Raw genomic sequence first — 26,761 nt, 5'->3', positions numbered from 1 at the left:
TGGATTCTGTCATGCCATTTGAAAGAGTTAAAAATTTTTTAGCTGCACGACGAGGCCAAAAGGCTTTTAATGCCTTGAGTCAAGCTAATCGAGAAATAGTTTTTTACTCAGAAGATATACATTCATTTGTACACTTTGAAGAAATTATCAATGGCTTATTTAGCCGTTACAAACAAGAGGTATGCTATTTGACCTCTGCGCCTGACGATCCCCTTTTAAGCCGTCCGTTGCCGGGTATGCAAGTTTTTTATATTGGAGAGGGGCTTGTAAGGACGACAGTATTTAGAACACTAAAAGCGGGTCTTTTGGTTATGACTATGCCGGACCTCGAAAATTTTCATATAAAACGTTCCCAAATTTTCCAGGTACATTACCTCTACTTATTTCATGCCATGGTAAGTACGCACTCTAATTATCGCAAAGCGGCTTTTGATAATTTTGATACTATTTTTTGCACTGGGTCATTTCAGATCGATGAAATAAGAGCGACCGAGACAGAATATGGCCTAAAAAAGAAAAACCTTTACTCGGATGGATATCGACGCCTGGAAGCAATCATTGCTGACGTACAGCGGCACCGCAGCTTAACGCAAGACTCAATAGACAACGGGAAAAAAACAGTGATTGTTGCGCCATCATGGGGCGACAATGCGATATTAGAGCGGTGTGGTGAGGAGATAGTCGAGGTGCTATTAGAGGCCGGATATAACACTATTGTTCGCCCTCACCCAATGACAACAAAACATCGCCCTCAATTAATAGAAGCTATAAACACACGCTTTAGTGAAAATGAAAATTTTTCATTACAAATTGATGTTCGTGATAATAAAACACTGTATGAAAGCCATGTAATGATCAGTGATTGGTCTGGCGTAGCAATGGAATATGCATTTGCCTGTGAGCGGCCGGTAGTATTTATCGATTTGCCTAAAAAGTGCAACAACCCTGAAGCTGATCGTATCCCTCACACTCCTATTGAGGTGTCGATTAGAAATAAAGTAGGGAGAGTGGTCTCTCCAGATTCATTGGGGGCATTGCCTGCTGTCATAGAAGATATTTATAAAGACACCTCCAAATTTACCCATCAAATAAGAGCGGCCCGAGAAGAAAGCGTTTTTAATTTGGGGGGGTCAATTGATGGCGCGGTTGATGAAATAATGAGAATCGCATCAACACTAAAATCGTAGTGGCCAGTCTACTATTTTAATGATGTTTTAGTAAGTAGTATTCAGCTTATGGGCAGGGCCTTAACTCTACAGGCTGCTTTTCAGTGATTGATATTTTTCGTTTTTTACTTTTGAAAATTAATCCATAATTTCAGGCTATTACATCGTTAGTTTTTGAAGGCTTTATTTATATTACAAAACGCCCGTCCTTTAACTTTGATCAATAACAAATGATTTGGCGATTGGCTAATCGACACATAAATAATGTTTACAGTTTGCAAAATAAAACATATGAAAAGCCTATTTAATGACTATTGGATGTTTGCTGCCCTGATTGGCTTTTCTATATGGCAGCCGCTATTGGATGTTTTCTCTAGAAGTATTGAGTTCTTTGTGGCGTGGCGTTTGTCGGGTTATGAAATTTTTGCGCTTGTTTTTGTTTCATATTTTATTGTCCCTGCGTTTTTTGTGGCTCTATTATGCTTAACTAAAAAGTTGAATAAAGGCTTTGGCGGTTTTATAGAGTTCGTTTTAGTGTTTGTTTTTTCGTGCTTGATTTTTCTTGTTTCCTTACCAAATGCAGATGTATTGGCGCTTGAATTAAAGATTTTATGTTGCCTTGCTTTTTCTGCTATTACTGTTTTTTTCTATGTGAAAAAAACGGTTTTCAAGCAATTTTTAACCTATGCAGGGCTTTTATCCATATTGTTTCCGGCGATGTTCTTTGTCAGTCTTTATATGGGCGATTTCTTTAAGTCTACTAATGATGCCAAATCTGTTGTCAGCGAGTTAAAGGGGCCGTCAAATCACCCCCCGGTTGTACTCATCGTTCTCGATGAACTTTCCCTGATTAGTTTATTAGACGGTAAAGGGAGGCTGGACAAGGTCCGTTATCCCAATATTGGGCGTTTTGCTAAAGATGGTGTTTGGTATATCAATGCGCAATCGGCTGGAGTGCATACAACGGAGTCGGTTCCGGCGCTGTTATCAAGCACCCTAAAACATGAACTGACTTTGCCGAATATTGCTAACTACCCCGACAATCTATTTACTTTATTGTCTGCGGATTTTGAGTTGTATGTGAGTGAGACGGGGACTCAGTTGTGCCCTGAGAGTGACTGCCAAGATGATCTTGTGCCATTTAACAGAAAGATCAAGGGCGTGGCTTTTGATTTTGGCTTGACCTATTTGCACCTGGTTCTGCCTGAGAGAATAAAAGCCAAGCTGCCATCGATCAATCACCAACTAAACGATTTTGGTGCTTTTATGACCTTGGATGGCAGAGACGTAATAGGTCAGCGTCTCAACAAACATGGCGATTTTATTGAAAAAGTGCGATCGCGAAAGGGCGTAGCAACGCCGTTCTTTTATTCCCACTTATTGCTGCCTCATTACCCATGGGTTTTATTACCTTCAGGCAAGCAGCATACAAAAAAATTCAAAATTGAGGGCTTGATTAATGAAAAGTGGACTGGTGATAGCTGGCAAGTAACACAAGGTTACCAACAACATCTATTGCAGACGGTCTTTGTCGATACACTCTTTGGAGAAATCGTCAGTACGCTGAAGGAAGAAGGCCTATATGAGAATTCCTTGATTATATTGACGAGTGATCACGGTGTCGGCTTTAGTCCAGGGGGATATCGCCGCTTATCACGCAAAGTTTATGAAAGTTTGAACTCTCCCGTTGCTAAAGAAAATTTCCTGTCAGTACCTTTGATAATAAAGTACCCCCATAGCAACAAAGGTGAAATATCATATCGCGAGGCCAGCACATTAGATATTTTGCCCACTATTGCTGATGTTGTTGGTAAAGAGATTCCTTTTGATGTGCAGGGCGTCTCATTGCTTAGACCGTTAAAAGCTAAAGCTGAAAATAATATGTTTCCATTTGTGGATAGCTTGCCATTAAAGAAAAAAATAGCTCTATTTGGTGAAGGCGATATTGGCAACATATTTAAAGTTGGCGATAGGTTTGATGTGATAGGGAAAAAGTTGACCGGCTCAGAAAAGGACAGCGATTTAACCGGTAAAGTAGTCATTTCAAATTTACCTGATTTTAACCGTGTTGATAAAAGCTCCGATTTTATTCCTGCTAAAATTGAAGGCCAGGTTTTAGTGGAACAAGATCGAAGGCTTTTTCTTGCCCTGGCGGTTAATGATATTGTGTGTGCAGTTTCTCGTGTAAAACTAAAGCTTGGTGAGGTGGCCAATTTCAGTTTTTTGACCCAGGAGAACTGCTTTATCGATGGAAATAACACACTAAAAGTACTCGAAATTATCAATGAGAAAAGTCCGTTGCAAATGGTCTTTGATAGTCGAACTACAGAAGAGGCGGCCAGAGTTCAGCGATCAATTTTTTTGAAAGATGGCAGCGTATTAAGGGAGTCTAGAGAGATGCTGGATGGCCGAGTAGATCATGTCTCCTATGATGAAGAAAAGGGTTCCCTTGTAGTCTGGGGCTGGGCTGCAGATATTGTCAGTGGTGAGACTGCGGATTATGTACTTTACAGAGTCGGCAAGAAACTGTTTTTTGGCTCACAGGTTGATGGGGAGAGAAGCGGTTTAGCCAAGCATTATAAAAAAGATGGTTTACGGTATGCTGGTTATGGGTTTAGTATCCCTTCGCATTTAGTGGCAGGAAAAGAGTTTGAAATCCTATGGGTATCAAAAGAAGGTAAATACGGCCCGTTATCATTGCATAAGTTTAACAATATAAGTTTGGATATAGAGCAAAAATTATCGGATAAAGAACTTCCAGATGTGGACGAATTTGGTGTGATGCAGCAAGGTTTCTATTGATTCTACTTATTAGAATTTCAATCAATAAATGCTAGTGATTCCACCATAGCAAAGCGTCCATTAGGTCTCTGCATGGGGCGCTTTGAATTCATGGGCGATTTTAGACGTCATCTGCGGTATTATGATCACGGTTTTTGGGGTGGCTTGTGGCTTGATGATAGCGCGGTTTTTTGGCCAATATTTCAGTAGTAGTGTGGGCACAGTTCGTCAAATAGGTTAACAGTAAATTGAATAATGAAATATTGGCTTTTGGGGTCATCATTGTTAATTATAATAGTGGTGAGCTGCTGGCTGAGTGTGTTGAGCGGCTATTACGGCAAAACCCTGTTCCGGATAAAGTCATTATTGTTGATAATGCAAGCGAAGACGGATCACTTGCGCTGCTGCCCGAGTATGACAATGTGTATATTGTTGCTGTCGATGAAAACATGGGTTTCGCGGCAGCTAACAATATTGCTCTCAGCCACCTCCAGAATGTAGATTTGGTGATGACCCTCAACCCTGATGCCTTTGTTCAGGAGGGGTGTCTTGCTGCATTACTTTCCTCTGCTCAAAAGTACCCCTTATTTGATAGTTTTGCCTGCCGGATGATGAAAGCATCCAATGTTTTGGATGGCGCTGGTGATAGCTATCATATCTCTGGTCTGGTGTGGCGAAACCAATATGGGAAGGTTTTGCAAGCCAAACAAATGGTTGAACATGGTGTCTTCTCTCCCTGTGCCGGTGCTGCTGTTTATCGCCGTAAAGTCTTTGAAGAGGTTGGGGGTTTTGACGAGAGCTTCTTCTGCTATGTAGAGGATATTGACCTTGGTTATCGCCTGCAGTTGGCCGGTAAGCAATGTATGTATATCCCTGGAGCGGTTGTCGAGCATATAGGCTCGGCGATTAGCAATAAATACCCGGGTTTTGCGGTTTATCATGGTCACCGCAACCTGGTTTGGACCTTGTTTAAGAATACGCCGCTAATATTATTATTGTTTATGCTGCCCTTTCATTTGATAATGACTTTAACGCTGTTACCAGTGTTTGTAGTCCGAGGGCAATGGCGCGTCTACTTGAGGGCAAAGAGAGATGCCTTCAAAGACCTGCCGAGGGTCTGGGCCCAGCGTAAAAGTATACAGAAAATGAGGCGAATCAGCCTATGGCGACTATTGACCTTATATAACTATCGCATTTTTCGGTAAAGATAAGCCAATGACAGAACGTGCTATCTCAGCCACAACAGTCACCTACTTCTCAGAGTTAGAACTACTCAGGATCCTACTCGTCTCCATGGAAGTGGCCGCCGCTCAACTGCACCAAAAAACCGGCTATGCCGTCCACTACTATATTGTCGATAACAGCGATGATGAGGTTTATTTCAAGGACCTGGAGCTTCTGTGCTCAGCTTTTGGTGAGACCGGCTCCTTTGAGTTGACCTTGATTAAAGCCCCGGCCAATTTGGGTTATAGCGGTGGGAATAATTTGATGATTGATCAGTTGGCGTCAGACTACCATCTTATTATTAACCCTGATGTTGCGATGGAGCCAGACGCGCTATGGCGGGCTTTAGAGTATCTTCAGCAACATAGCAATGTGGTGATGTTATCGCCGAAGGTGGTTCACCATAGAAAGAGCTGCCATGTTATCAAGGTTTACCCTGACTGTTTCACATTAGCACTGCGTTATGTCGGCCGGCCTTCCTTAAATCGCTTCTTTGCCAAACGTCTGGCCCGCTATGAATGCCCCCATCTGCAAGATGCCGCAGACACTTCTATTGAGCTGGCAGGAGGCTGCTTTCTCTTTCTCCCTACCGACTTGTTAAAGCAATTAGGGGGTTTTGATGAATCGTTTTTCTTATATTTTGAGGACTATGATTTGTCCATTCGGGCACGGCAATTAGGCAAGCTTGCCTATGTGCCCTCAGTAAAAATAAGCCATGCAGGAGGTGATGTAGGCCGTAAAACACTACAGCACCATCTGTTCTTTATTGTTTCAGCGGTGAAGTTTTTCCAGCGCTATGGCTGGCGGCTTTGGTGAGTATGAAGATATTACATTTTTACCGTACCTATTTTCCCGATAGCCAGGGCGGCCTGGAAGAAGCGATTCGCCAAATCTGCTTGAGTACCGGGCCTCTCGGCATTGAGAACAGGGTGTTGACCTTAAAGCGCAAAGCCGGCATCTCTACGGTTGAGCGCCCTGAGGCGACGGTTTATCGATCGCCGCTACATTTGAGTATTAAATCCTGCGATATGGGGTTCTCTATTTTACCGCTGTATAAAGAGCTACTGGATTGGTGCGATGTGGTTCATTACCACTTCCCCTGGCCTTTTGCGGATATGTTGGAATTGGTAGCGGGGGGTAACAAGCCCTATATCGTCACCTACCATTCCGATATCGTTAGGCAGAAAGCGTTAGGTAAGCTGTATCAGCCGTTGATGAATCATTTTTTAGGTAATGCAGCAAGGATTGTGGCGACCTCCCGTAATTACTTTGCCTCCAGCCCGGTACTGGGGGAGCATTCTGAAAAAGTCGATGTTATCCCATTAGGTATCAACCAGGGCTCTTATCCAGAGGTCGATGAAGCCACCATAGATACTGTGCGGCAACGCTATGGTGAAAACTTCTTTTTGTTTGTTGGGGTCTTTCGTTACTACAAAGGCTTGCATGTCTTATTAGATGCTTTAAAGGGGGCTAATTATCAAGCGGTGATCGCGGGTTCCGGGCCGGTTGAAGAGGAGCTAAAAGAGCAGGCGGCGCAATTGGATTTGGAGAATGTTGTCTTCCCCGGATATATCACGGATCAGGAAAAGGTCGCCTTGCTTAAGCTATCCAAGGGTGTTGTGTTCCCCTCCTATTTGCGTTCTGAAGCTTTTGGGATGACGCTGGTAGAAGGTGCGATGATGGGCAAGCCGCTGATTTCAACCGAGGTGGGTACGGGTACCAGCCATGTCAATATTGATGGAGAGACGGGTTTGGTCACCTCACCGGGGTCGGTTAAAGAGCTACGTGAAGCGATGGACTTTCTGTATAACAACCCCGAAGAAGCGGATGCTATGGGCGAGAATGCCCGCAACCGTTACCGGGAGTATTTTACCGGCCAAATTATTGGCGAGCAGTATCTAAAGTTATATCAAGACGTTGTGGCTGAGACACAGGCTTCGTAGTCGACATCAGGACCAATAAAAACATATGAAGATTGCGATCACTGGAGCCAATGGCTTTGTCGGCAGGCAACTATGCCCTTTACTGGTCGATGCGGGTCACGATGTACTAGCCTTGAGCCGTGATAATCAAGGGCAGGCATCAGGGGCGGTAGCCATTGGGGATATCGAGCACTGCGACCAGTGGGCCAGGTTGCTAAAAGGTGTCGATGTCGTTATTCACCTGGCAGCCAGAGTGCATAGCATGGACCCTGAAGGGGCTGCAGACCTGGAGCAGTATCAACGTATCAATAAAGACGCAACCTTGAGCCTGGCTGAAGAAGCTATACGACAGGGCGTCAAACGCTTTGTTTTTCTCAGTACTATCAAGGTCAATGGTGAGAATACCGTGCCCGGCCAGCGCTTTGCCAACACCGACCAGGCCAAGCCCGGTGATGCCTATGCGCTGTCAAAATGGCAGGCCGAGCAGGGTTTACAGGCCCGCTGTGCTGAAGCAGAAATGGAGTTGGTGGTTATTCGTCCCCCGCTGGTCTATGGCCCGGGAGTTAGCGCGAATTTTCAGCGCTTAATGGGGCTTGCCCGTTTGCCGCTGCCCTTTGCTTTGGTCAATAACCGCCGGGATATGGTTTCGGTGGATAATCTATGTGACTTACTGAGCTTGTGTATTAGCCACCCAATAACCGCTAATACGGTATTTCTGGTTTCCGATGGCAAGCCTTATTCTCTGGCCACCTTACTAGCAACGATTAGCCGAGTGCAGGGGGCAGCCAGCTTGCTGTGGCCCTTTCCGGTGTCGTTATTATCTGCATTGCTTACTCTGCTGGGCAAGCAAGCCTTGGCCCAACGGCTGCTAGGCAATCTTGAAGTGGATATTAGCCATACGGTGACTACCTTGGGGTGGCAGCCGCCCAACACATTGGAACAAACCCTGCGGAAGATGCATCCATGAATAGCCTGCCTATTAGAATACTGGATTGGGTGTTGGCCTTGTCGGGGCTGGTTCTGGCATTGCCGGTGCTGTTGCTGGTCACCTTGTTGGGCTTTTTGGATACCGGCTCTCCGGTCTTTATGCAGCAGCGGGTAGGGCGGCATAAAAAGCCTTTTACCCTGATTAAATTTCGCACCATGGGGCTGGCCACAGCGTCAGTGGCCACCCACCAGGTGGATAGCAGTGCAGTAACTACGCTGGGGCGTTTTTTACGTAAAACCAAGCTGGATGAATTGCCCCAGCTGATCAATGTCTTAAAAGGCGATATGAGCCTGGTGGGCCCCAGACCCTGCCTGTTTAATCAGGAGCTATTGATTGCAGAGCGGGATAAAAAAGGGGTGTTTACAGTCCTGCCGGGGATTACCGGCTTGGCCCAGGTTAACCATATCGATATGTCGACGCCGCAACGGCTGGCGGAGTGGGACCAGCGTATGATCGAGAATTTTACAGTGGGTGATTACTTTAAGTACCTGCTTATGACTGTCACCGGCAGTGGTCAGGGCGATAGGGTAAAATAACGGCAACCCTCCTTATATTGGCCAAATCAGTGGTTTTAGCTCCCTCCTTAAGGCATTATTAGCGCCCTGCTAAATTAGTTGCTATAACAATAGATCAACGGCCAGAAATATCGGTCATTAGAATAATGATAGGTTCGGCAATATCATAGAAATGGCAGCTAAAGGAGTTACATGAAACTTGCCAGTAAATTTTCTGTAAAACGAAGGATCGTAAGGCTTAGGGGCTTATTCTCCATTCCGGCAGAAAAGTTCTTCTCCCTGCCCAGGCAATGGAAACAGTCCGGCCTGTTAGCCCTCGACTTATGCTTTATCCCTCTAGCCTTCTGGCTGGCGGTCGTCGCCCGTTGGGGCGGCCTGATCTATGAGTTTAAGGTGGTTGATCTGGTCGCGATTATGCTGACCATGGTCTTTAGCGCCGCTTTTTTCCTGCGTATTGGGTTGTATCGGGCTGTTATCCGCTTTATGGGCCAGCAGGCAATTATCACCATTATTCAAGGGGTTACCGTCTCTGCAGTGATTTTGGCGCTGGCCGCGTTTTTAACCCGCAGTGGCGTGCCTCGCTCAACCCCAATTATCTACTGGGCCACAGCACTTATTCTGATCGGCGGCTCACGTCTATTACTCAGATCGCTCTACCATAGCGTCTATACCAAACAAGGCGTTAAAGCGGTGATCTACGGTGCCGGCGTTTCAGGCCGCCAGCTACTAAATACCATATTTCACGGCGGTGAATACCAGACTGCGGCTATTGTCGATGATGATCCGGCTTTAGTTGGCTCGGTGATTAACGGGGTTTCCGTCTATCATTCCAGCCAATTATCCGATTTGTGTACCGAGTTTTCGATTTCCCATGTGTTTCTTGCCATGCCATCGGCATCACACCTTCGCCGCCGCGAAATTATCGACGAGTTGGAAGGCTTACCGGTTTATGTCAAAACCGTCCCGGATTTTGCCGATTTAATGTCCGGCGCCGCCAAAGTAGGGCAGTTACAGGACATTGAACTGGCCGACCTATTGGGCCGCGATACCGTGCCCCCTGATCCAGAGCTAATCGATCAGTGTATTCGTGACAAAGTGGTTATGGTTACCGGTGCAGGGGGGTCTATTGGCTCGGAATTGTGTCGCCAGATTGTACTATGCCAGCCTAAGGAATTGATTTTATTTGATATTTCTGAATATGCCCTATACCAGATAGTGCGGGAACTAGAGCGTTCCAAAGCCAAAGGCGAGCACGATATTCGTATTACCCCGCTGCTAGGCTCAGTGCAAAATCAGGCACGGTTAGAATCGATTATGACCGAGTTTGCGGTGAATACGGTCTACCATGCGGCGGCCTACAAGCATGTGCCTATGGTTGAATACAATGTGGTGGAAGGTGTTTCTAACAATGTCTTTGGCACCCTGGCGGCTGCCGGCGCAGCGGTTAAGGCTGGCGTTGAGCACTTTGTACTGATCTCAACCGATAAGGCGGTGCGCCCTACCAATGTGATGGGTGCCTCCAAGAGAATGGCCGAATTATTATTACAGGCCTTTGCCAGCAAATATGACAATACCGGCTTTTGTATGGTCCGCTTCGGCAATGTGCTGGGTTCCTCAGGTTCCGTGGTGCCCTTATTCCGCCACCAAATTCTTAATGGTGGCCCGGTCACTGTGACCCATAAAGACATAATTCGCTACTTTATGACCATCCCCGAGGCGGCACAATTAGTGTTGCAGGCCAGTGCTATGGGTAAAGGGGGAGATGTGTTTGTATTGGATATGGGCGAACCGGTGCGGATTGTTAATCTTGCACGCCGCCTGATTCGCTTAATGGGCTGTGAAGTCAAAGATAAAGCCCACCCCAAAGGGGATATAGAAATCCACTTTACCGGTTTGCGGCCCGGCGAAAAGCTCTATGAAGAATTATTGCTGGGAGATAATGTCACCGGCACCGGCCACCCCAAAGTAATGCGGGCAGAAGAGTCCCTGTTGCCGGAAGATGAAATAGACCGCTATACCCAACAGCTCAAAGAAGCCTGCGATAAAAATGACTGCGAAGCTATTCAACAGACTCTGCAACAAGCGGTTGCCGAGTTTGACGCCAAAGACGGTATTTCCGATGCTATTTGGACCCGCCGTATGGAAAATGGCCTGATCGAGGCCTCGGTAGCAGAAGACAATGTCGTGACCGGCAATTTCCCCAAAGTCACCTGATATATTCACCCTGCGAATAGTAACCATGGGCCTTAATCCTGTTATCTAGCCGCCCCTGTCTATAGATTTTAGGGCGGCTGGCGAGTAAAATTTCGCCACTTTTGCCCAGAGAGAGACTCTCTTGGGTGTATCCAGATCGATTCCATAAGCTCTTATAATTTTTCTATGCAAGCTGAAAGCGTACTTCCCACCGCTGAACCTGCGGCAACATTGGCTGATATTGCCTCGCGAGAGGGCCAGCCCCTTAAAATCTGCTTGCTGGGTTACCGCAGCCAACCCTATGGCGGCGGGCAGGGCATCTATATTAAATACCTCAGCAAAGCGCTGGTCGAAGCCGGCCACCAGGTTGATGTGATTTCCGGGCAGCCATACCCCCATGTCGACCCGCGGGTTAAATTAATCAAAATGCCCGGCATGAATTTATTTGAAACCGGGCTGGGTTCGCTAACCTGGTCCCATCTGCGTTCACTGACCAATATTATTGAATGGACCGGTAAATTAACCGGCGGCTTTGCCGAGCCCCGCTGCTTTGGTCGCAGAGTGTTTAAATACTTAAAACACCATGGCCGTCACTACGATATTATTCACGACAACCAGTGCCTAAGCTGGGGCATGTTAAAACTGCAACAGCGTGGCTTTCCATTGGTTACCACCATCCATCATCCAATCACCAGTGACTTGCAAATTGCCCTTAACGCCGCCCCTGATTGGAAGGCGCGGCTGCTGATAAAACGCTGGCATTCTTTTTTAACCATGCAGAAAAAAGTTGCCCAACGTTTGGATAATGTAGTGACCGTATCCGAGCGCTCGCAACAGGATATTGCCAGCGCCTTTGAGCTTCAGCCCTCGGCTATTAACCTGGTCTATAACGGTATCGATACCGCAGAGTTTCGGCCAATGCCCGAGGTGGCCAAAAAACCTTACCGAATTATGGCTACCGCCTCCGCCGATGCACCCTTAAAAGGTGTACGCTATCTGCTGGAAGCAGTTGCAGAACTGGCAAAGCGTTATCCCCAATTAGAATTATTAATGGTCGGCCAGCCACAGGCAGGTGGTGCAACAGAACAACTAATTAAGCGCTTAAAACTAGGCGACCGAATTATTTTTGTGAGTGGTATTTCTACAGAACAATTAGTTCGTCATTATGCAGAAGCGCAGGTCGTGGTGATTCCTTCTGTCTACGAAGGCTTTGGTTTACCGGCCGGTGAAGCGATGGCCTGTGGTGTTCCCGTAGTATCTACCGATGGGGGAGCCTTACCCGAAGTGGTTGGTGACGCGGGTATTATTGTGCCGGTAAAAAATAGCCGGGCCATTAGCGAAGCAGTGAGTGATTTGTTGGAACATGAGAATAAACGTAAAACTTTATCTGCCGCTGGCCGCCAGCGTATTGAAACCCTTTTTTGCTGGCAGCGAGCCGCAGGGCAAATGACAGAATACTATAGCCAGGTTATGGCCAGTAGATAGAGAACATAAACAACCATGCAAACCGTCAACTTTAAATATCTGCCATTGCAGCCCGGCGAAACCATTTTGGATTTGGGCTGTGGTGAAGGGCGCCATGTAATCTCCGCCTATCTGGAACAAAATGTAACCTCCATCGGTGTAGATTTAAGTGTTGATGACCTTAAGACTACTTGGGAAAAATTCCAGCCTTTTGCAGATCCGGGCAACCCCAATAAAAGCTTTGGCCTATCTGCCGCCAATGCCCTGCAACTGCCTTTTGCGGATAATACCTTTGATAAAATAATTTGCTCAGAAGTACTGGAACATATTCCAGACTTTAAAGGCGCTTTGGTAGAAATAGAACGGGTATTAAAACCGGGTGGTTTATTTTGTGCCAGCGTACCGCGCACCTGGCCAGAAAAAATCTGCTGGTACTTTAGCGATGCCTACCACAATGTTGAAGGTGGCCATCTGCGTATCTTTGAAGCCAGCAAACTTAAACAACAGATTGAAGCACTGGGTTTTACCGCCTTTCATAAACACTGGGCCCATGCGCTGCACTCACCTTTTTGGTGGTTAAAATGTGTGTTCTGGCAAACACAGGAAAGCAACTGGCTGATAAAACAGTACCACCGTTTTCTGGTCTGGGATTTAATGGACCGGCCATGGTTTACCCGTACTTTAGAACGCCTGCTCAATCCGCTGATGGGAAAAAGTGTGGTGATGTATTTTAAAAAGGAAGGCAACGCATGAGTGGTGTTTTTTTATCAAAGGGTTTATTCCCCTCGGATTTTTTCCAGCCCACCGTCGATTTTATTTTAAATTGCCAGCAAGACGATGGCTCTATCCCCTGGTTTGAGGGTAGCTATGCTGACCCCTGGGACCATACCGAGGCGGCCATGGCCTTATCGATTGGGGGTGAATGGGATGCGGCTGCCAAAGCCTACCAATGGTTGGCAGATAACCAGCTGGATGATGGTAGTTGGTGGGCGGCGTATAAGGCCGGAGAGATTGATAATGGCGAGCGCCGTGAAAGTAATTTTGTCGCGTATATTGCGACCGGTGTTTGGCACCATTATTTAATTTCCCACAATAAAAACTTTTTAAAACGTATGTGGCCCACCGTAGAGCGGGCGATTGAATTTGTATTAAGCTTGCAGTCGGAACATGGCGATATTCAGTGGGCCGTCAAACCCAATGGCTCTCCCAAAATGGATGCCTTAATTACTGGCTGCTCGTCTATTTATAAGAGCCTTGAGTGTGCGATTAATATCGCCGTTACCATGGGCGAAGACAGTGCAGAGTGGGTTGCCGCACGGGAGAGTCTGGGTGATGCTCTGCGCAATAAGCCAGAGCGTTTTGATCGCACTTGGGAAAGTAAAGCCCGCTATTCTATGGATTGGTTTTATCCCGTACTAACCGGCGTCTTATCAAAAACCCAATCACAGGCCAGATTAAAAGAGCGTTGGGATGAATTTGTTGAGCCGGAGCTGGGCTGCCGTTGTGTGTCCGACGAACCCTGGGTCACTATCGCGGAGTCCTGTGAGCTGACCATGGCTTTATTGGCCGCAGGAGACCATGCCCGAGCGGTTAATGTATATAGCTGGTTACATCAATGGCGTTTGGAAGATGGCTCCTATTGGACGGGTTACCAATTTGTGCAAGATGTTTTATGGCCAGATGAAAAGCCTACCTGGACGGCTGGTGCGATTTTATTGGCGGCAGATGCCTTAACTGAATACACACCGGCGGCAAAATTATTTACCGAAGTCAACTTATTAAGCGAAGGCAAATCCGTACCAACCTCCTCAACCCTTATCAAGTAGGGTGGATTAAAATCCACCAAAACCGGCGGCTGAAAAAATGGTGGATTACAATCCACCCTACAATATCTTCAAACAAACCTGACGCCACCTCAGCCGGTAAATCGTAAATTATTTACCGAAGTCAACTGATTAAGCGAAGAAAAACCTGTACCAACCTCCTCAACCCTCATCAAGTAGGGTGGATTAAAATCCACCAAAACCAGCAGCTGAAAAAATGGTGGATTACAATCCACCCTACAATTTCTTCAAACAAACCTGACGCCACCGTCAGCCGGTAAATCGTAAATTATTTACCGAAGTCAACTGATTAAGCGAAGAAAACCCCGTACCAACCTCCTCAACCCTCATCAAGTAGGGTGGATTAAAATCCACCAAAACCGACGACTGAAAAAAATGGTGGATTACAATCCACCCTACAATTTCTTCAAACAAACCTGACGCCGCCGCCAGCCGGTAAATCGTAAATTATTTACCGAAGTCAACTGATTAAGCGAAGAAAAACCTGTACCAACCTCCTCAACCCTCATCAAGTAGGGTGGATTAAAATCCACCAAAACCCGCAGCTGAAAAAACGGTGGATTATAATCCACCCTACAATTTCTTCAAACAAACCTGACGCCGCCGCCAGCCGGTAAATCGTAAATTATTTACCGAAGTCAACTGATTAAGCGAAGAAAACCCCGTACCAACCTCCTCAACCCTCATCAAGTAGGGTGGATTAAAATCCACCAAAACCAGCAGCTGAAAAAATGGTGGATTACAATCCACCCTACAATTTCTTCAAACAAACCTGACGCCACCTCAGCCGGTAAATCGTAAATTATTTACCGAAGTCAACTGATTAAGCGAAGAAAACCCCGTACCAACCTCCTCAACCCTCATCAAGTAGGGTGGATTAAAATCCACCAAAACCGGCGGCTGACAAAAAGGGTGGATTACAATCCACCCTACAATTTTCTCAACAGCCCTAAGGTATTTACGACTTCAATTTCCTCAAACAAACCTGACGCCACCGCCAGCCGGTAAATAGTAATCGGTGCCTGCCCACCTTCATCCGGGTTGGGAAATAAATCATGAATCGCCAGTATGCCACCGGGCATGACATGGCTGGCCCAGCTTTGATAATCCGTCATCGCCGCTTCCATACTATGCCCGCCATCAATAAACACCATCGATAGCGGCGTATTCCAACCGCGGCAAGCCAGCCCTGAAGAGGCTACAATAGGAATTACGGTATCTTCCAAATCCGCCGCTCGCATATTTTTGCGAAATTCTTTAAAGGTATCCATCAACCCCGCACCATCATCATAAAGATCAGGGTCATGATACTCCTCGCCAAGTTGATGTTCCTCCGAGCCTCGGTGATGATCCAGCGCATATAAAACACCACCAGCCTTTTTACAAGCTGTACCGATATAGACGGTAGACTTACCACAGTAGCTACCAATTTCCAGCACAGGAGCTTTAGCCGACAACGTTAAAGCAGCATCATAAAGCGCCGCCGCTTCATCTTCTGCAAGAAAACCTTTGACCTGATCAATATCAATAGCGAGTTCAATAGCCATAATCTGGATGTTGCCTTTTCAATACAATGAGCGCGCAAGATAACATAGACCGTAGGGTGGATTACAATCCACTAACACCTCGATGGATTCAAACCGGTGGATTATAATCCACCCTACGGTCTATGCTATGATGCGCCGAAATAAACGTGTTCTATCGTTAGGAAACAAGTACCCATGAAACTATCCATGCCTCGTTTTGATCAAGCCCAAGTCTTAGTCGTGGGCGATGTGATGCTCGACCGTTATTGGCATGGCGGTACTTCGCGTATATCACCCGAGGCGCCAGTGCCTGTCGTCAAAGTAGATCAAATTGAAGACCGCCCCGGCGGCGCGGCCAATGTCGCCTTAAATATTGCGGCTTTGGGCGCCGGTGCCTCACTGACCGGCCTGGTGGGTAACGATGAAGCCGCTGTTGCACTATCAGAAACCCTGTCAGCAGCGCAGGTACATAGCGACTTTCAGGTGGTAGAAAGCCATCCCACCATTACCAAATTACGGGTGATCAGCCGTCATCAACAGCTGATTAGAATGGATTTTGAAGATAGCTATAGCTCGGAAGATGCTGTTGCATTATCTGGCAAAGCCCAGCAGTTATTGCAAGCGGGCATTGGCGCGCTGATCTTATCGGACTATGCCAAAGGCGCTTTGGACGACCCCCAGCCTTTAATTCAAGCGGCCCGAGCAGCCGGTATCCCAGTATTAGTTGACCCCAAAGGTACCGATTTCTCACGTTATAACGGCGCCACCTTGCTAACCCCCAACCTCCACGAGTTCGAAACCATCGTCGGCCCCTGCGCCAATGAAGAAGAGCTGGTCAGCAAGGGCGAGCAGCTAATGCTTGAGCATAATCTGCAAGCGCTATTAGTCACTCGTGGTGAGCAGGGCATGACCTTGTTGCGCCCCAACGAAACAGAATTACATTTACCCGCCCGCGCCAGAGAAGTGTTTGATGTTACCGGTGCAGGCGATACCGTGATCTCAGTACTGGCCGCCTCCTTGGCCGCCGGTGAGCCTCTGCCACAATCTGTAGCGTTAGCCAACCTTGCTGCCAGCATTGTAGTGGCCAAGTTGGGTACAGCGGCTATTAGCGCCCCTGAGCTACGCCGTGCAGTGCAGGCCGAAAGAGGTTCCGAACGGGGAGTATTAAGCCTTGAGCAGCTACAGGTTGCTCTGCAAGATGCCCGCGCCCATGGCGAAAAAGTCGTCTTTACCAATGGTTGCTTTGATATTTTACACCCCGGTCATGCCGGTTATTTAGAGCAGGCCCGCGCTTTGGGTGATCGTTTAGTGGTAGCGGTTAACGGCGACGAATCCATCTCCCGTTTAAAAGGCCCGGGCAGACCGATCAACCCGGTAGACAGCCGCATGTCCTTATTGTCCAAACTGGAATCCGTAGATTGGGTGATATCCTTTGATACCGATACCCCGGAAGAGTTATTAGAAGCATTGCGCCCTGATATCCTCGCCAAAGGTGGCGACTACGATAAAAAAAGCGTAGTCGGCTGGGAAATCGTCGAAGGCTACGGCGGCGAAGTCAACGTACTCTCCCTGTTCGATAACTTCTCAACCACCGCCATCGTAGAAAAAGTGTTAGATAAAAACCAATAACAGGTGGATTATAATCCACCCTACAGTAGGGTGGAATGCATTCCACCACCCCCACCCCCGTAGGGTGGAATAAATTCCACCAACCCCATAGAATAAACGCCACCCCCCATCCAAGTAGGGTGGAATAAATTCCACCACCCCCAAACAACAAGGAAGTTGTTATGAGCCAATATCGCCGATCCTATCAAAAAAACGGCTGCTATTTCTTCACCGTAGTCACCCACCACCGAATGCCATTATTTTCAGACCCTGACAATGTAGACCTGCTGCGTCATGCTTTTAAAAAAGTCAAAACCCGTTACCCCTTCACCCTGGAGAGCATCGTAATTTTACCTGACCACCTCCATTGCATTTGGGTGTTGCCAGATGGGGATAGTGATTATTCAGTGCGTTGGCGTTTGATAAAAACAGAGGTATCCAAACGCATTGCCGCCAGCGTTAATACCCGGGGAGAAAAATTAATATGGCAGCGCCGGTTTTGGGAACACACCATAAGAGATGAAAACGATTGGAGACGGCATATGGATTATATTTTCTACAACCCCGTAAAGCATGGCCTATGCAAACGGCCTGGTGATTGGCCATATTCTTCATTTACTCACGCGGTCAAGAAAGGGTGGTATAAACAGAGTTGGGGGGCAGAGCAACCTGAATCGATAGCCGGTGTAAATTATGAGTGAGGATTGGTGGATTATAATCCACCCTACAGTAGGGTGGAATAAATTCCACCAAACCCACCATAGTAGGGTGGAATAAATTCCACCACCCCCCCCCTGTGACAATATGCCACATTCTGTTTCCCCCAAGGCCCTGATAGGATGCGCGTTTTTTACCATCCTAGGGGTTGATATGTTGTTGTTCCGCTCACTGACTATTCCATTAATTGCTCTATCTTTAAGCTCTGCCGTACTGGCCGATGCCTCCCACCGTGCCGATAGCCATGGCCCGATAGGTGTGATGGGCGAGCATATGCATAAAGAGGGCGAGGTTATGTTTTCCTACCGCTATATGCTAATGGAAATGGACGGCAACCTTGATGGCACTAGCAGCGTTAGCACCGATGAAATTTTAGAAGACTATAGGGTTGCCCCGGAAAATATGACCATGGAAATGCATATGCTGGGTGCTATGTACGCCCCAAGCGACGACCTAACGCTGATGCTAATGGTGCCATTAATCAATAATGAAATGGACCACACCATGCAAATGATGGGTGGTATGGGCGGCATGGGTATGATGATGCCAATGCGTTCTGAATTCACCACCGAAACAGACGGTGTGGGTGATATTAAAGTCGGCGGCTTATACCGCTTAAACCAAACCGACGACAGCACACTGATCTTAAATATGACCCTTAGCCTGCCCACCGGCTCTATTGACGAAAAAGATGTTACCGGCATGAGCATGGGCAATAAAGTCCAGCTGCCATATTCCATGCAACTGGGTTCAGGCACTTACGACCTTAAGCCCGGCCTAACTTATACCAATAGCCAGCCCACATACTCATGGGGCGCTCAAACCATAGCCACTATCCGTTTAGATGAAAACGACAATGACTACTCTCTAGGTGATCGCATTATGGCAACAGCTTGGTATGCCCGTCCTTTTGCCGATACCTTTAGCTGGTCACTGCGCGGTGCCTATGAGTACTGGGGTGATGTAGACGGTGAAGATAAAAAATTAAATCCAATGATGAAAAATATGGTGCCAACAGCGGACCCGGATTTACGCGGTGGCCAGCGTGTTGATCTTGCGGCGGGTGTTAACTGGATTATTCCCGGCTCTGCCACCAACCGTTTAGCACTGGAACTGATTAAGCCTGTCTATCAAGACCTAAATGGCCCACAGATGGAAACAGATTATTCTCTAGTACTGGGCTGGCAGCTAAGCTTATAAAATATTGTAGGGTGGATTAAAATCCACCAAACCCATCCAGAAGCCGTCACAACCGGTGGATTACAATCCACCCTACGATTGGTCATTGTAGGGTGGATTAAAATCCACCAAACCCAGCAGAAGTCATCACAACCGGTGGATTAAAATCCACCAAACCCAGCAGAAGCCGTCACAATCGGTGGATTATAATCCACCCTACGGGCTAGGTGGTGGCTTTGATTACGGCTTTTACATTCGCGGTTAAATGCGTTGGGTTAATGGTTCCTACAATAGCGCTGCTAACACCGGGGTGTGAAAAAATAAAATCCATGCTGGCCTGAATTGGGTCTTCCCCTGCCAAACAAATATGACCACTGGCAAAGGCTTTTTTAATCAATAGTCCTTTATTGTTTTTCTCGCAAAAATCAATAACCGGCTTTTCATCCTTATAATCAAGATTAAAGGTAGCCATTACCGCATCGGTTTTTTCTGCTGCCCGCAAGCCGCCCGCAACCGTTTTGGTGGATACACCATAGGCGCGAATTAAACCTTCCTGCTTGCAGCGTAGCAACTCATCTAATACTTCCTGCTGCTCAATTACATTTAAATCATTGCCATCAGAATGCACCAGCACCATATCAATAAAATCAGTGTCTAAGCGTTTTAAACTGCGCTCAATACTAAAGCGCGTATGTTTGGCACTAAAGTCAAAAGACGAATCGCCCTCGTTAAATTCTTCACCTACCTTGGAGCAAATAACCCAGTCTTGTCGCTGGCCTTTTAATAAAGGGCCTAAACGTTGCTCACTAATCCCATAGGCAGGCGCAGTATCAATAAGATTAATGCCTAAATCGCGAGCAAGGTCGATTAAATGACTGGCCGCCTTATCGTCGGGAATAGTAAAACCGTTAGGGTATTTGACCCCCTGATCACGGCCAAGCTTTACCGTGCCTAAACCAATAGGGCTGACCATAATACCGGTATCGCCAAAGGGGCGTGTGATTAATGATTCGCTCATTTAAATAAGGTTTCCCAGCAGGGGGTGCCAATAGCCGGTTTTTTAAAATCATTAAAAGCGGCTGGAATCTCACCATGACTTGCTGAAACATTTTGCTGTTTCAAAATATCGCACACTTCATCAGTCATATTGGGTGCAAGCGTTAGTTTGGTGGGCCAGCTAATAATCACATTGCTACAGCTCTTGGCCGTTTCAGCAAAAGCTTTATCCGGTTTGATTAAACCTTTCTGTTTGGGTTCTGCGCGGTCAACATACAATACGGCCCATTCACTTCCATTAAAATCCAGCCAGGGAAATAAATCATTCAGTTCGTCCTTTGCTTTTTCAATTAAGGCATCGTCATCCAATGCCACACCTTCAGTTGCCAGATCACCACCGAGGTACCAAACATTTTTTCCATCTTCAGTGGCATGGCTGGAAATTGTAAGCCGCGGTGATGGATTACCGCCCATACAATGGGCGTAAAGTGAATGAGGGTAATGATGTTTAACCAGCACTTGTTTGAGTGGCCGGCGCTGCATCGCTGGTTTGTTAATAGAAAGCAAAGAGCAGAGCTGTTCATTGCCTTCACCGGCGGTAAAGACAAATTGATTGGCGCTAAGCGTCACAGAATTTTCACCATCACTGGCAACCAGCGTATCAACAGAGCCATCGGCTTTTTGGCTAAATTCGCTGTGTTGCCAATCGATAGAAAAAATACGGCCTTGATAATTATCTCTCAGCGCAGCAACCACCGAAGGCACATCAAGCACTAAATCGACTAATTTATATAAATTACCTTTAAAGGCATTATCCTGAAACACGGCAGGGCGCTCGGCCTTGCTCACATCATCGACTCGGCCGCGGGTAAGCTTGCTGGCAAAAAAAGAAGTGACTTTGGAGGTAATCGACTGGGTAGACCACATATAAAAATGTTCACTCAGCACCTGAGCCTGTTGCAGGTCTACATCTCCCTTGCCTTCAAGGCAGCGACGCCAATGGTCGGGCATATCGGCAATGGCTTCAGAGGCTCCTGTTAGCGCACCACCCAAAGCGTATTTAATGCCGCCATGGATCATGCCCTGGGAGGCAATCGTCTGTGCACCACCCAAATCACCCTGTTCAAACAAAATGGCGTTATAGCCATCATTGCATAAGCGATTAAGCAGCCATAAGCCCGCTATGCCGCCGCCGATAATGGCGATATCTACAGTTGCTGTGTCGGTAGTCATCAAATCGTTAGTGAGTGTAATAAGGAGCCGCCAGTATATCCTGTTTGAGCAGGGCTGGTCACTGCCCACTTAAATCGCTATCCTTCACAGCATTATTTATAAAGCCCCTGTTTCTATGGCCCGTTACCTCTACAGTTTAGTCTTTTACCTGATCACCCCCCTGATCTTGCTACGTCTATGGTATCGGGCCAGTAAGGCACCGGCTTATGGCCAGCGCATTGCCGAGCGCTTTGGTTTTTTTACTGCGCCTAAACTGACAGACACTATTTGGGTGCATTCGGTGTCAGTGGGCGAAACTATAGCGGCAGCCCCTTTGGTAAAACGCCTGCAACAGCAACACCCTCATGCCTCAATAGTCGTGACCACCATGACACCCACTGGCTCTGACCGGGTAAAGGCCCTATTTGGTGACTCGGTCTTTCATGTTTATGCCCCCTATGATCTGCCCGGTGCGGTCCAGCGTTTTCTAAAGCGCATACAACCCAAACTGCTAGTGATTATGGAAACAGAGTTATGGCCCAATACCATTCACTACTGCCGTCAGTCTTCCATCCCGGTGGTATTGGCCAATGCCCGCCTCTCAGAAAAGTCAGCGGCGGGCTACCAGCGTTTAAGTTGGTTAACCGGAGCCATGCTCAACAACTTAAGCAAAGTTGTTGCCCAAAACCAGACAGATGCAGATCGATTTTTGGCGCTGGGTTTGCCTGACGATCACGTTGAGGTGAGTGGCAGCATTAAGTTTGATGTGGAAATTGATAACCGCTTGATCGCAAAAGCAGCATCACTTAAAGACCAATGGAGTCAGCAGGGCCAGCGCCTAATCCTAATGGCAGCCAGTACGCATCAAGGTGAAGATGAGATTATTCTGGATGCCTTTAAACAAGTACTTAATACACTATCAGATGCCTTGCTAATTATTGTACCCAGGCATCCCGAACGCTTCGATCAGGTGGCCGGCCTTTGTGCAGGCAGTTTTTCGACGACACGCCGATCGCAAAGTCATACCGTTGATGCTCAAACCCAGGTTCTGCTTGGCGATACCATGGGAGAGTTATTATTACTGTGTGGCTGTGCGGATATAGTGTTTGTGGGTGGCAGTCTGGTGGATTCTGGCGGGCATAATATGTTGGAGCCTGCGGCCTGGTCATTACCGTTAATCACCGGTGACAGTGATTTTAACTTCGCCGAAGCCAGTCGCTTATTACAGCAGCGGTCTGCTTTATTGAGGGTGAGTGATGCCCGCATGCTCGCAGAAAAAATACTAATGCTTGGGGAGTCTGAACCATTGCGTCAGTCTATGGGAACTAACGCCAGAGCAGTGGTTGATGAAAATCGCGGGGCACTGGATCGCCTGCTGCTGGCTATTAACGCGTTATTAAAATCAATCGGCTAACTATTTTTCTTATCCCAAAAAAAACGCCCTGAATATATTCTATACAGGGCGTTTTTTTTGATACAGCTAACTATTACTGCACCAAATACTCCTGATACTGGTTGGCATTAGGCGCACCAGGCTCAACCATCCACTTATCAATATCATAAACATCCTGTGGCGTTAACGTCCCCGCTGCACGCTTCAGCCTTAGCATATTTAACACATAGTCATAACGCGAGTTAGAGTAATCACGAATCGATGAAAACAAAGAGCGCTGCGCTTGCAATACATCAACGATATTACGTGTGCCTACTTCATAGCCGGCTTCTGTTGCATCCAGTGCACTGCTGGTAGAAACAATCGCCTGCTGGCGTGCTTTAACCCGCTGCACATCGGTGACCACCGTAATATGTGAAGCACGGGCATTACGAATAACAGTACGCTGAGTTTCAATTTTAGTTTGCAGGGCAACATTATATTGCTCATAGGCCTGACGACGCTGGGCGCTAACGCCACCACCGGAATAGATGGGCACGGATAACCTAACACTCCAAACATAGCCATCAGACTCAGTTTCAAAAGGGCGCACCGCATCATTAATATTACTGGTATTGTCGCCATCTTCCTCATAGTCGGTATACGTCACATTACCGGTGAGGGTCGGGGCGTGGCCCATTTTTTTAGAAGAGGCATTCTGTTTAGCCGCTTCCATACCAAACATGGCGGCCTTTAACGCATTGTTATTTTGCAATGAAAATTGCACCCACTCATCCCGCGACATAGGGTCTGGGTCAACTACAGGGTAGTCTTTATTGAGCAGCCATAAATTTTGATGGCTTTGACCGGTTAATACAGTCAGTGATTCGTAGGAAGTACCCAGATTACCTTCATCGGTAAGGCGGGTAACTACCGTCGAATCATAAACGGCGCGGGCTTCATGCACATCGGTGATCGCAATCAAGCCAACATCAAAACGCTGCTGGGTTTGTTCCAGCTGACGTTTGGTCGCACGCTCTTCTGCTCTTGACGCTTCAAGGTTGTCCAGTGCACGCAATACATCAAAGTAGGCTTCAGCAACACGGACAATCACATCCTGTTGATCAAAGGCCAATTGAGCAGAGGCTTGCTTGGTCAGCTCTTTACCCTGCTGAAAAGTAAACCAGGTGGATAAATCAAATAGCTTTTGATCAAGGCTTAGGCTGAGAGTCGTGCGGTCTGATTCAGTATCATCGTCGCTCTCCAAATCCTGGGGTGGAATGGTATCCAGCGACCGGCTGCTGATGTCAGTGGTATCACTTTCACGATATTCCCCAGAGGCATTAACCTGTGGCAGCAAACTGGAAAAAGCCTGCTCTTCCGTTTCAATATTGGCACGGTAGCTTGCTTCTGCACCTTTCAGCTTGGGGTCATTTAGCAGGGCTTGCTCATAGATATCGGCCAGGGTATCAGCCTGGGCAAGGTGGCTGCCCGCACACAATGCAATCGCAAGTGAGAGAGGGCGTATCAAACATTTCATGGATTAATCCTTAAATGGTGTGGCTCAGTGTTGCAGAGCTTTAATTATGCGCTAAGTGTAGCAAACTGCTTCCCAAAGCCCTACTTTGCAGGGGTAATTAGGCGTAAATTTTAGTTAAGTTGCCTTATGTGGTTTAGTTAAGGCCGCCGTCGAACAAAACTGCTAGACTTTGTTTTGATTCTACGTTGGGTAACCGGTGAATGGTTTACCTTATGTGTTGACGGTGGATTAGAATCCACCCTACCGTAGGCCGGATTATAATCCGGCACCCATACTGAAACGCTTATGCAAAAAAAGAAATACACCGTTGATTTAGCCGGCCAGATGGCCGAATGCGAAGCCAACTATGCGCGCATGATGCAGCTAATGCCAGATATGGCCGAGGTAGACCAGCGTCTGTTTGGTGTAGAGCTTAGCGGTGGCCGGCCCGCGCATATCCGTATCGATATCACTGAACGCTGCAAATACACCACCATGGTTGATATCTGCCAGCTACCTTCCAACCAAAGCGAGCAACCATGGACCACCGCCCCCAGCTTCTCGCTACGGGTCTACCACGATGCCCAGATGGCAGAAGTGGTCTCCTATGATGCCCATCGCGCCCTGCATGCCAGCTACGAATACCCCAATGAAAAGATGTTCCAGCGGGACGAAAAAATCCAACTCAACACATTTCTCGGTGAATGGCTCAGTCATTGTCTAAAATATGGACATGCACTGGATGATACCGAGCTGTGTTTCCAATCCTTATAAGCCGGTTTGGGTATTTTTTCGCCTTGGGTTCATTAAATCAGTCACGTTTTTAGTGACATAGTGGGATTATCCGCCTGCAGTGGGAATAGTTACTGGATTTTATCGCTCTTCAGCCGTTAAATAGAGCAATATCAATAGCTTGCCGTAGCGCAGCACTGATAGCACGACGACAGAACGACTAAAGAGTGACCAGAGGCACACCTTGCGGATCGAGCGTAACACCACAGAACGGCCTATTGAATTAGTTCAAATCACCGATACCCACCTTGGCGCCGAGCCGGGTGAGCAGCTATTAGGTATGGATACCGATCAAAGCCTGGCCCATGTGATTGAGGTAATTAACCAACAACACCCTACACCGGATATGCTACTGGCAACCGGTGACCTCTCTAATGGTGGTGCCCCGACCTCCTATGAACGGTTCCAGGCTGCCACCCAACATATTGCAGACCATACTCTATGGCTGCCCGGCAACCACGATGACCTCGAAGCGATGAAGGCCAAAATGCGTGGCGATAATGCTCTGGGTCGAAATATCGAGATAGAAAACTGGCAAATCATCATGCTCAACTCCAGCACCCCCGGTGAAGTGGGGGCAGCTTTGATACTGAAGAATTAGAGTTTCTACAACAGAGCCTGGCCAATACCCATGCTGAGCATAGCCTGCTATGCCTGCACCATCACCCCGTTGATATCGGTTGTGACTGGCTGGATGGCCAGCGGGTCAGCAATGCCGATGAATTCTTTGCCGTGATTGATCAATTTCCCTCCGTGCGCGGTATTCTATGGGGCCATATCCACCAGACCATTGACCGTGAGCGCAATGGCGTAAAGTTAATGGCAACGCCCTCAACCTGTATCCAGTTTGCCCCCAATAGCCCCGGCTTTAAATTGGACCGTTTAAACCCGGCTATCGCTGGTTATCACTACATAGCAACGGCGATATCAATACCGGCATATCACGGGTGACCGCCGTAGACTTCGATATCGATTACAACCACTCCAGCGGCTACTAACCCGTAGGGTGGATTAAAATCCACCTTACCCCCCACCGATTTTTGGTGGATTATAATCCACCCTACCGGTATGCTTCGCGCTTTTGTTGTCAGGGGTTTTAGTCCATCAATGCGTCCGCTCGTTATTTATATCCATGGTTTTCTCAGCTCGCCACAATCCATAAAAGCACAAGAGACACAGCAGTATATAGACAGCGAGCAACTGGCAGTGGAGCTGCTAACCCCAGGCCTATCTAACTACCCCATGCAGGCCTACCAGCAATTGCAGGCTATTGTTGAACAACATAGCAACAGGCAGATGGCCTTAATCGGCAGCTCCCTGGGTGGTTTTATGGCCACCGCTCTGGCCGAAGCCTATGATTTAAAAGCCCTGGTGATAAATCCGGCCGTCAGGCCCTATGAATTAATCAGCGGAGTACTGGGTGAGAATAAAAACCCCTACACCGGTGAGACCTTTTTCCTCGACGCCAGCCATATCGAAGAACTGCATCAATTAGAGGTGCAAACCCTCTCCAAACCGGAGCGAATCAAAGTTTTATTGCAAACCGGCGATGAAACCCTCGATTACCGCAAAGCAGTTAGTTACTATCAGGGCTGTCCACAGCTAATTGAAGAGGGTGGAGACCACCGCTTCCAGGGTTTTGAAAACCATTTACCCGAAGCCTTTAAGTTTTTAGAATTGCAGTAACAGCGGTGGAATATATTCCACCCTACACACCCCAAACCCGTAGGGTGGATTAAAATC

General features: G+C 47.3%; 23 protein-coding genes. 19 read left to right on the top strand and 4 right to left on the bottom strand.

Features of this window, described 5'->3' with window-relative positions; translation table 11 throughout:
* Positions 1 to 11: 11 nt before the first annotated feature.
* The 11 genes from BST96_RS06875 (at position 12) to BST96_RS06825 (ending at position 14,079) form a co-directional block, all read left to right on the top strand.
* Positions 12 to 1,187 carry a CDP-glycerol glycerophosphotransferase family protein gene (locus BST96_RS06875; protein ID WP_085757985.1) on the top strand — a complete coding sequence of 392 codons (1,176 nt, stop codon included), beginning with the start codon at positions 12 to 14 and terminating at the stop codon, positions 1,185 to 1,187.
* Positions 1,188 to 1,457: 270 nt separating this feature from the next.
* Positions 1,458 to 3,968: a sulfatase-like hydrolase/transferase gene (locus tag BST96_RS06870; RefSeq protein WP_169713939.1), complete on the top strand. Its 2,511-nt coding sequence runs from the start codon at positions 1,458 to 1,460 to the stop codon at positions 3,966 to 3,968.
* A gap of 227 nt (positions 3,969 to 4,195) precedes the next feature.
* Complete coding sequence (locus tag BST96_RS06865) at positions 4,196 to 5,152, top strand: glycosyltransferase family 2 protein (RefSeq protein WP_085757983.1); 957 nt, start codon at positions 4,196 to 4,198, stop codon at positions 5,150 to 5,152.
* A gap of 10 nt (positions 5,153 to 5,162) precedes the next feature.
* Positions 5,163 to 5,987 carry a glycosyltransferase gene (locus BST96_RS06860; RefSeq protein ID WP_085757982.1) on the top strand — a complete coding sequence of 275 codons (825 nt, stop codon included), beginning with the start codon at positions 5,163 to 5,165 and terminating at the stop codon, positions 5,985 to 5,987.
* Between the two features lie 2 nt (positions 5,988 to 5,989).
* Positions 5,990 to 7,114 (top strand): glycosyltransferase, encoded by a 1,125-nt coding sequence (locus BST96_RS06855; protein WP_085757981.1) that lies wholly within the window; start codon positions 5,990 to 5,992, stop codon positions 7,112 to 7,114.
* A gap of 25 nt (positions 7,115 to 7,139) precedes the next feature.
* Complete coding sequence (locus BST96_RS06850; RefSeq protein WP_085757980.1) at positions 7,140 to 8,060, top strand: NAD-dependent epimerase/dehydratase family protein; 921 nt, start codon at positions 7,140 to 7,142, stop codon at positions 8,058 to 8,060.
* The gene (locus BST96_RS06845; protein WP_085757979.1) at positions 8,057 to 8,617 is read left to right on the top strand and encodes a sugar transferase; all 561 of its coding nucleotides are present in this window, start codon (positions 8,057 to 8,059) and stop codon (positions 8,615 to 8,617) included. Before BST96_RS06850 ends, BST96_RS06845 begins: the two co-directional genes overlap by 4 nt.
* 171 nt (positions 8,618 to 8,788) lie before the next feature.
* Positions 8,789 to 10,810 (top strand): polysaccharide biosynthesis protein, encoded by a 2,022-nt coding sequence (locus tag BST96_RS06840; RefSeq protein ID WP_085757978.1) that lies wholly within the window; start codon positions 8,789 to 8,791, stop codon positions 10,808 to 10,810.
* A 165-nt stretch (positions 10,811 to 10,975) separates the two neighbouring features.
* Entirely contained in the window at positions 10,976 to 12,274 is a 1,299-nt protein-coding gene (locus tag BST96_RS06835) for a glycosyltransferase family 4 protein (RefSeq protein WP_085757977.1), read from the top strand.
* A 15-nt stretch (positions 12,275 to 12,289) separates the two neighbouring features.
* Positions 12,290 to 13,006, top strand: a complete 717-nt coding sequence (locus tag BST96_RS06830; protein ID WP_085757976.1) for a class I SAM-dependent methyltransferase — start codon at positions 12,290 to 12,292, stop codon at positions 13,004 to 13,006.
* The gene (locus BST96_RS06825) at positions 13,003 to 14,079 is read left to right on the top strand and encodes a prenyltransferase/squalene oxidase repeat-containing protein (RefSeq protein ID WP_085757975.1); all 1,077 of its coding nucleotides are present in this window, start codon (positions 13,003 to 13,005) and stop codon (positions 14,077 to 14,079) included. Before BST96_RS06830 ends, BST96_RS06825 begins: the two co-directional genes overlap by 4 nt.
* A gap of 947 nt (positions 14,080 to 15,026) precedes the next feature.
* Here BST96_RS06825 and BST96_RS06820 read toward each other — a convergent pair.
* Positions 15,027 to 15,644, bottom strand: coding sequence for a class I SAM-dependent methyltransferase (locus BST96_RS06820; protein WP_085757974.1), 618 nt, complete (start codon positions 15,642 to 15,644; stop codon positions 15,027 to 15,029).
* A 174-nt stretch (positions 15,645 to 15,818) separates the two neighbouring features.
* Here BST96_RS06820 and hldE point away from each other — a divergent pair, with 174 nt between their 5' ends.
* The 3 genes from hldE to BST96_RS06805 all read left to right on the top strand — a co-directional run bounded on the left by hldE (position 15,819) and on the right by BST96_RS06805 (position 19,148).
* A complete protein-coding gene (gene hldE, locus BST96_RS06815) occupies positions 15,819 to 17,252 on the top strand; it encodes a bifunctional D-glycero-beta-D-manno-heptose-7-phosphate kinase/D-glycero-beta-D-manno-heptose 1-phosphate adenylyltransferase HldE (RefSeq protein ID WP_085757973.1) in 1,434 nt (477 codons plus the stop codon).
* Between the two features lie 161 nt (positions 17,253 to 17,413).
* Positions 17,414 to 17,932 (top strand): REP-associated tyrosine transposase, encoded by a 519-nt coding sequence (locus tag BST96_RS06810; protein WP_085757972.1) that lies wholly within the window; start codon positions 17,414 to 17,416, stop codon positions 17,930 to 17,932.
* 169 nt (positions 17,933 to 18,101) lie between these two features.
* Positions 18,102 to 19,148 carry a transporter family protein gene (locus BST96_RS06805; RefSeq protein ID WP_085757971.1) on the top strand — a complete coding sequence of 349 codons (1,047 nt, stop codon included), beginning with the start codon at positions 18,102 to 18,104 and terminating at the stop codon, positions 19,146 to 19,148.
* Between the two features lie 202 nt (positions 19,149 to 19,350).
* Here BST96_RS06805 and BST96_RS06800 read toward each other — a convergent pair whose 3' ends face one another.
* Both BST96_RS06800 and BST96_RS06795 read right to left on the bottom strand, forming a co-directional pair.
* Positions 19,351 to 20,145: an aldo/keto reductase gene (locus tag BST96_RS06800; protein WP_085757970.1), complete on the bottom strand. Its 795-nt coding sequence runs from the start codon at positions 20,143 to 20,145 to the stop codon at positions 19,351 to 19,353.
* Entirely contained in the window at positions 20,142 to 21,356 is a 1,215-nt protein-coding gene (locus tag BST96_RS06795) for an FAD-dependent oxidoreductase (protein ID WP_085757969.1), read from the bottom strand. The genes BST96_RS06800 and BST96_RS06795 overlap by 4 nt, the downstream gene beginning before the upstream one ends.
* A gap of 115 nt (positions 21,357 to 21,471) precedes the next feature.
* Between BST96_RS06795 and waaA the strand changes: the two genes are divergently transcribed.
* Positions 21,472 to 22,749 carry a lipid IV(A) 3-deoxy-D-manno-octulosonic acid transferase gene (waaA, locus tag BST96_RS06790; protein ID WP_085757968.1) on the top strand — a complete coding sequence of 426 codons (1,278 nt, stop codon included), beginning with the start codon at positions 21,472 to 21,474 and terminating at the stop codon, positions 22,747 to 22,749.
* Positions 22,750 to 22,822: 73 nt separating this feature from the next.
* Here waaA and BST96_RS06785 read toward each other — a convergent pair whose 3' ends face one another.
* A complete protein-coding gene (locus BST96_RS06785) occupies positions 22,823 to 24,247 on the bottom strand; it encodes a TolC family outer membrane protein (protein ID WP_085757967.1) in 1,425 nt (474 codons plus the stop codon).
* Positions 24,248 to 24,532: 285 nt separating this feature from the next.
* Between BST96_RS06785 and BST96_RS06780 the strand changes: the two genes are divergently transcribed.
* From BST96_RS06780 to BST96_RS06770, 4 genes are all read left to right on the top strand, one after another.
* Entirely contained in the window at positions 24,533 to 25,000 is a 468-nt protein-coding gene (locus BST96_RS06780; RefSeq protein ID WP_085757966.1) for a DUF1249 domain-containing protein, read from the top strand.
* 202 nt (positions 25,001 to 25,202) lie between these two features.
* The gene (locus BST96_RS20960; RefSeq protein ID WP_240554914.1) at positions 25,203 to 25,619 is read left to right on the top strand and encodes a metallophosphoesterase; all 417 of its coding nucleotides are present in this window, start codon (positions 25,203 to 25,205) and stop codon (positions 25,617 to 25,619) included.
* A gap of 131 nt (positions 25,620 to 25,750) precedes the next feature.
* Entirely contained in the window at positions 25,751 to 25,969 is a 219-nt protein-coding gene (locus BST96_RS20955) for a metallophosphoesterase family protein (protein WP_240554913.1), read from the top strand.
* 156 nt (positions 25,970 to 26,125) lie between these two features.
* Positions 26,126 to 26,704 (top strand): YqiA/YcfP family alpha/beta fold hydrolase, encoded by a 579-nt coding sequence (locus BST96_RS06770; RefSeq protein ID WP_085757965.1) that lies wholly within the window; start codon positions 26,126 to 26,128, stop codon positions 26,702 to 26,704.
* The last annotated feature ends 57 nt before the right edge of the window (positions 26,705 to 26,761 follow it).

The sequence above is a fragment of the Oceanicoccus sagamiensis genome (assembly GCF_002117105.1).
In the GTDB taxonomy this organism is placed as follows: domain Bacteria; phylum Pseudomonadota; class Gammaproteobacteria; order Pseudomonadales; family Dasaniaceae; genus Oceanicoccus; species Oceanicoccus sagamiensis.
The sequence above is the reverse complement of the archived record's forward strand: the minus strand, read 5'-3'. Positions and strand labels throughout refer to the sequence as shown.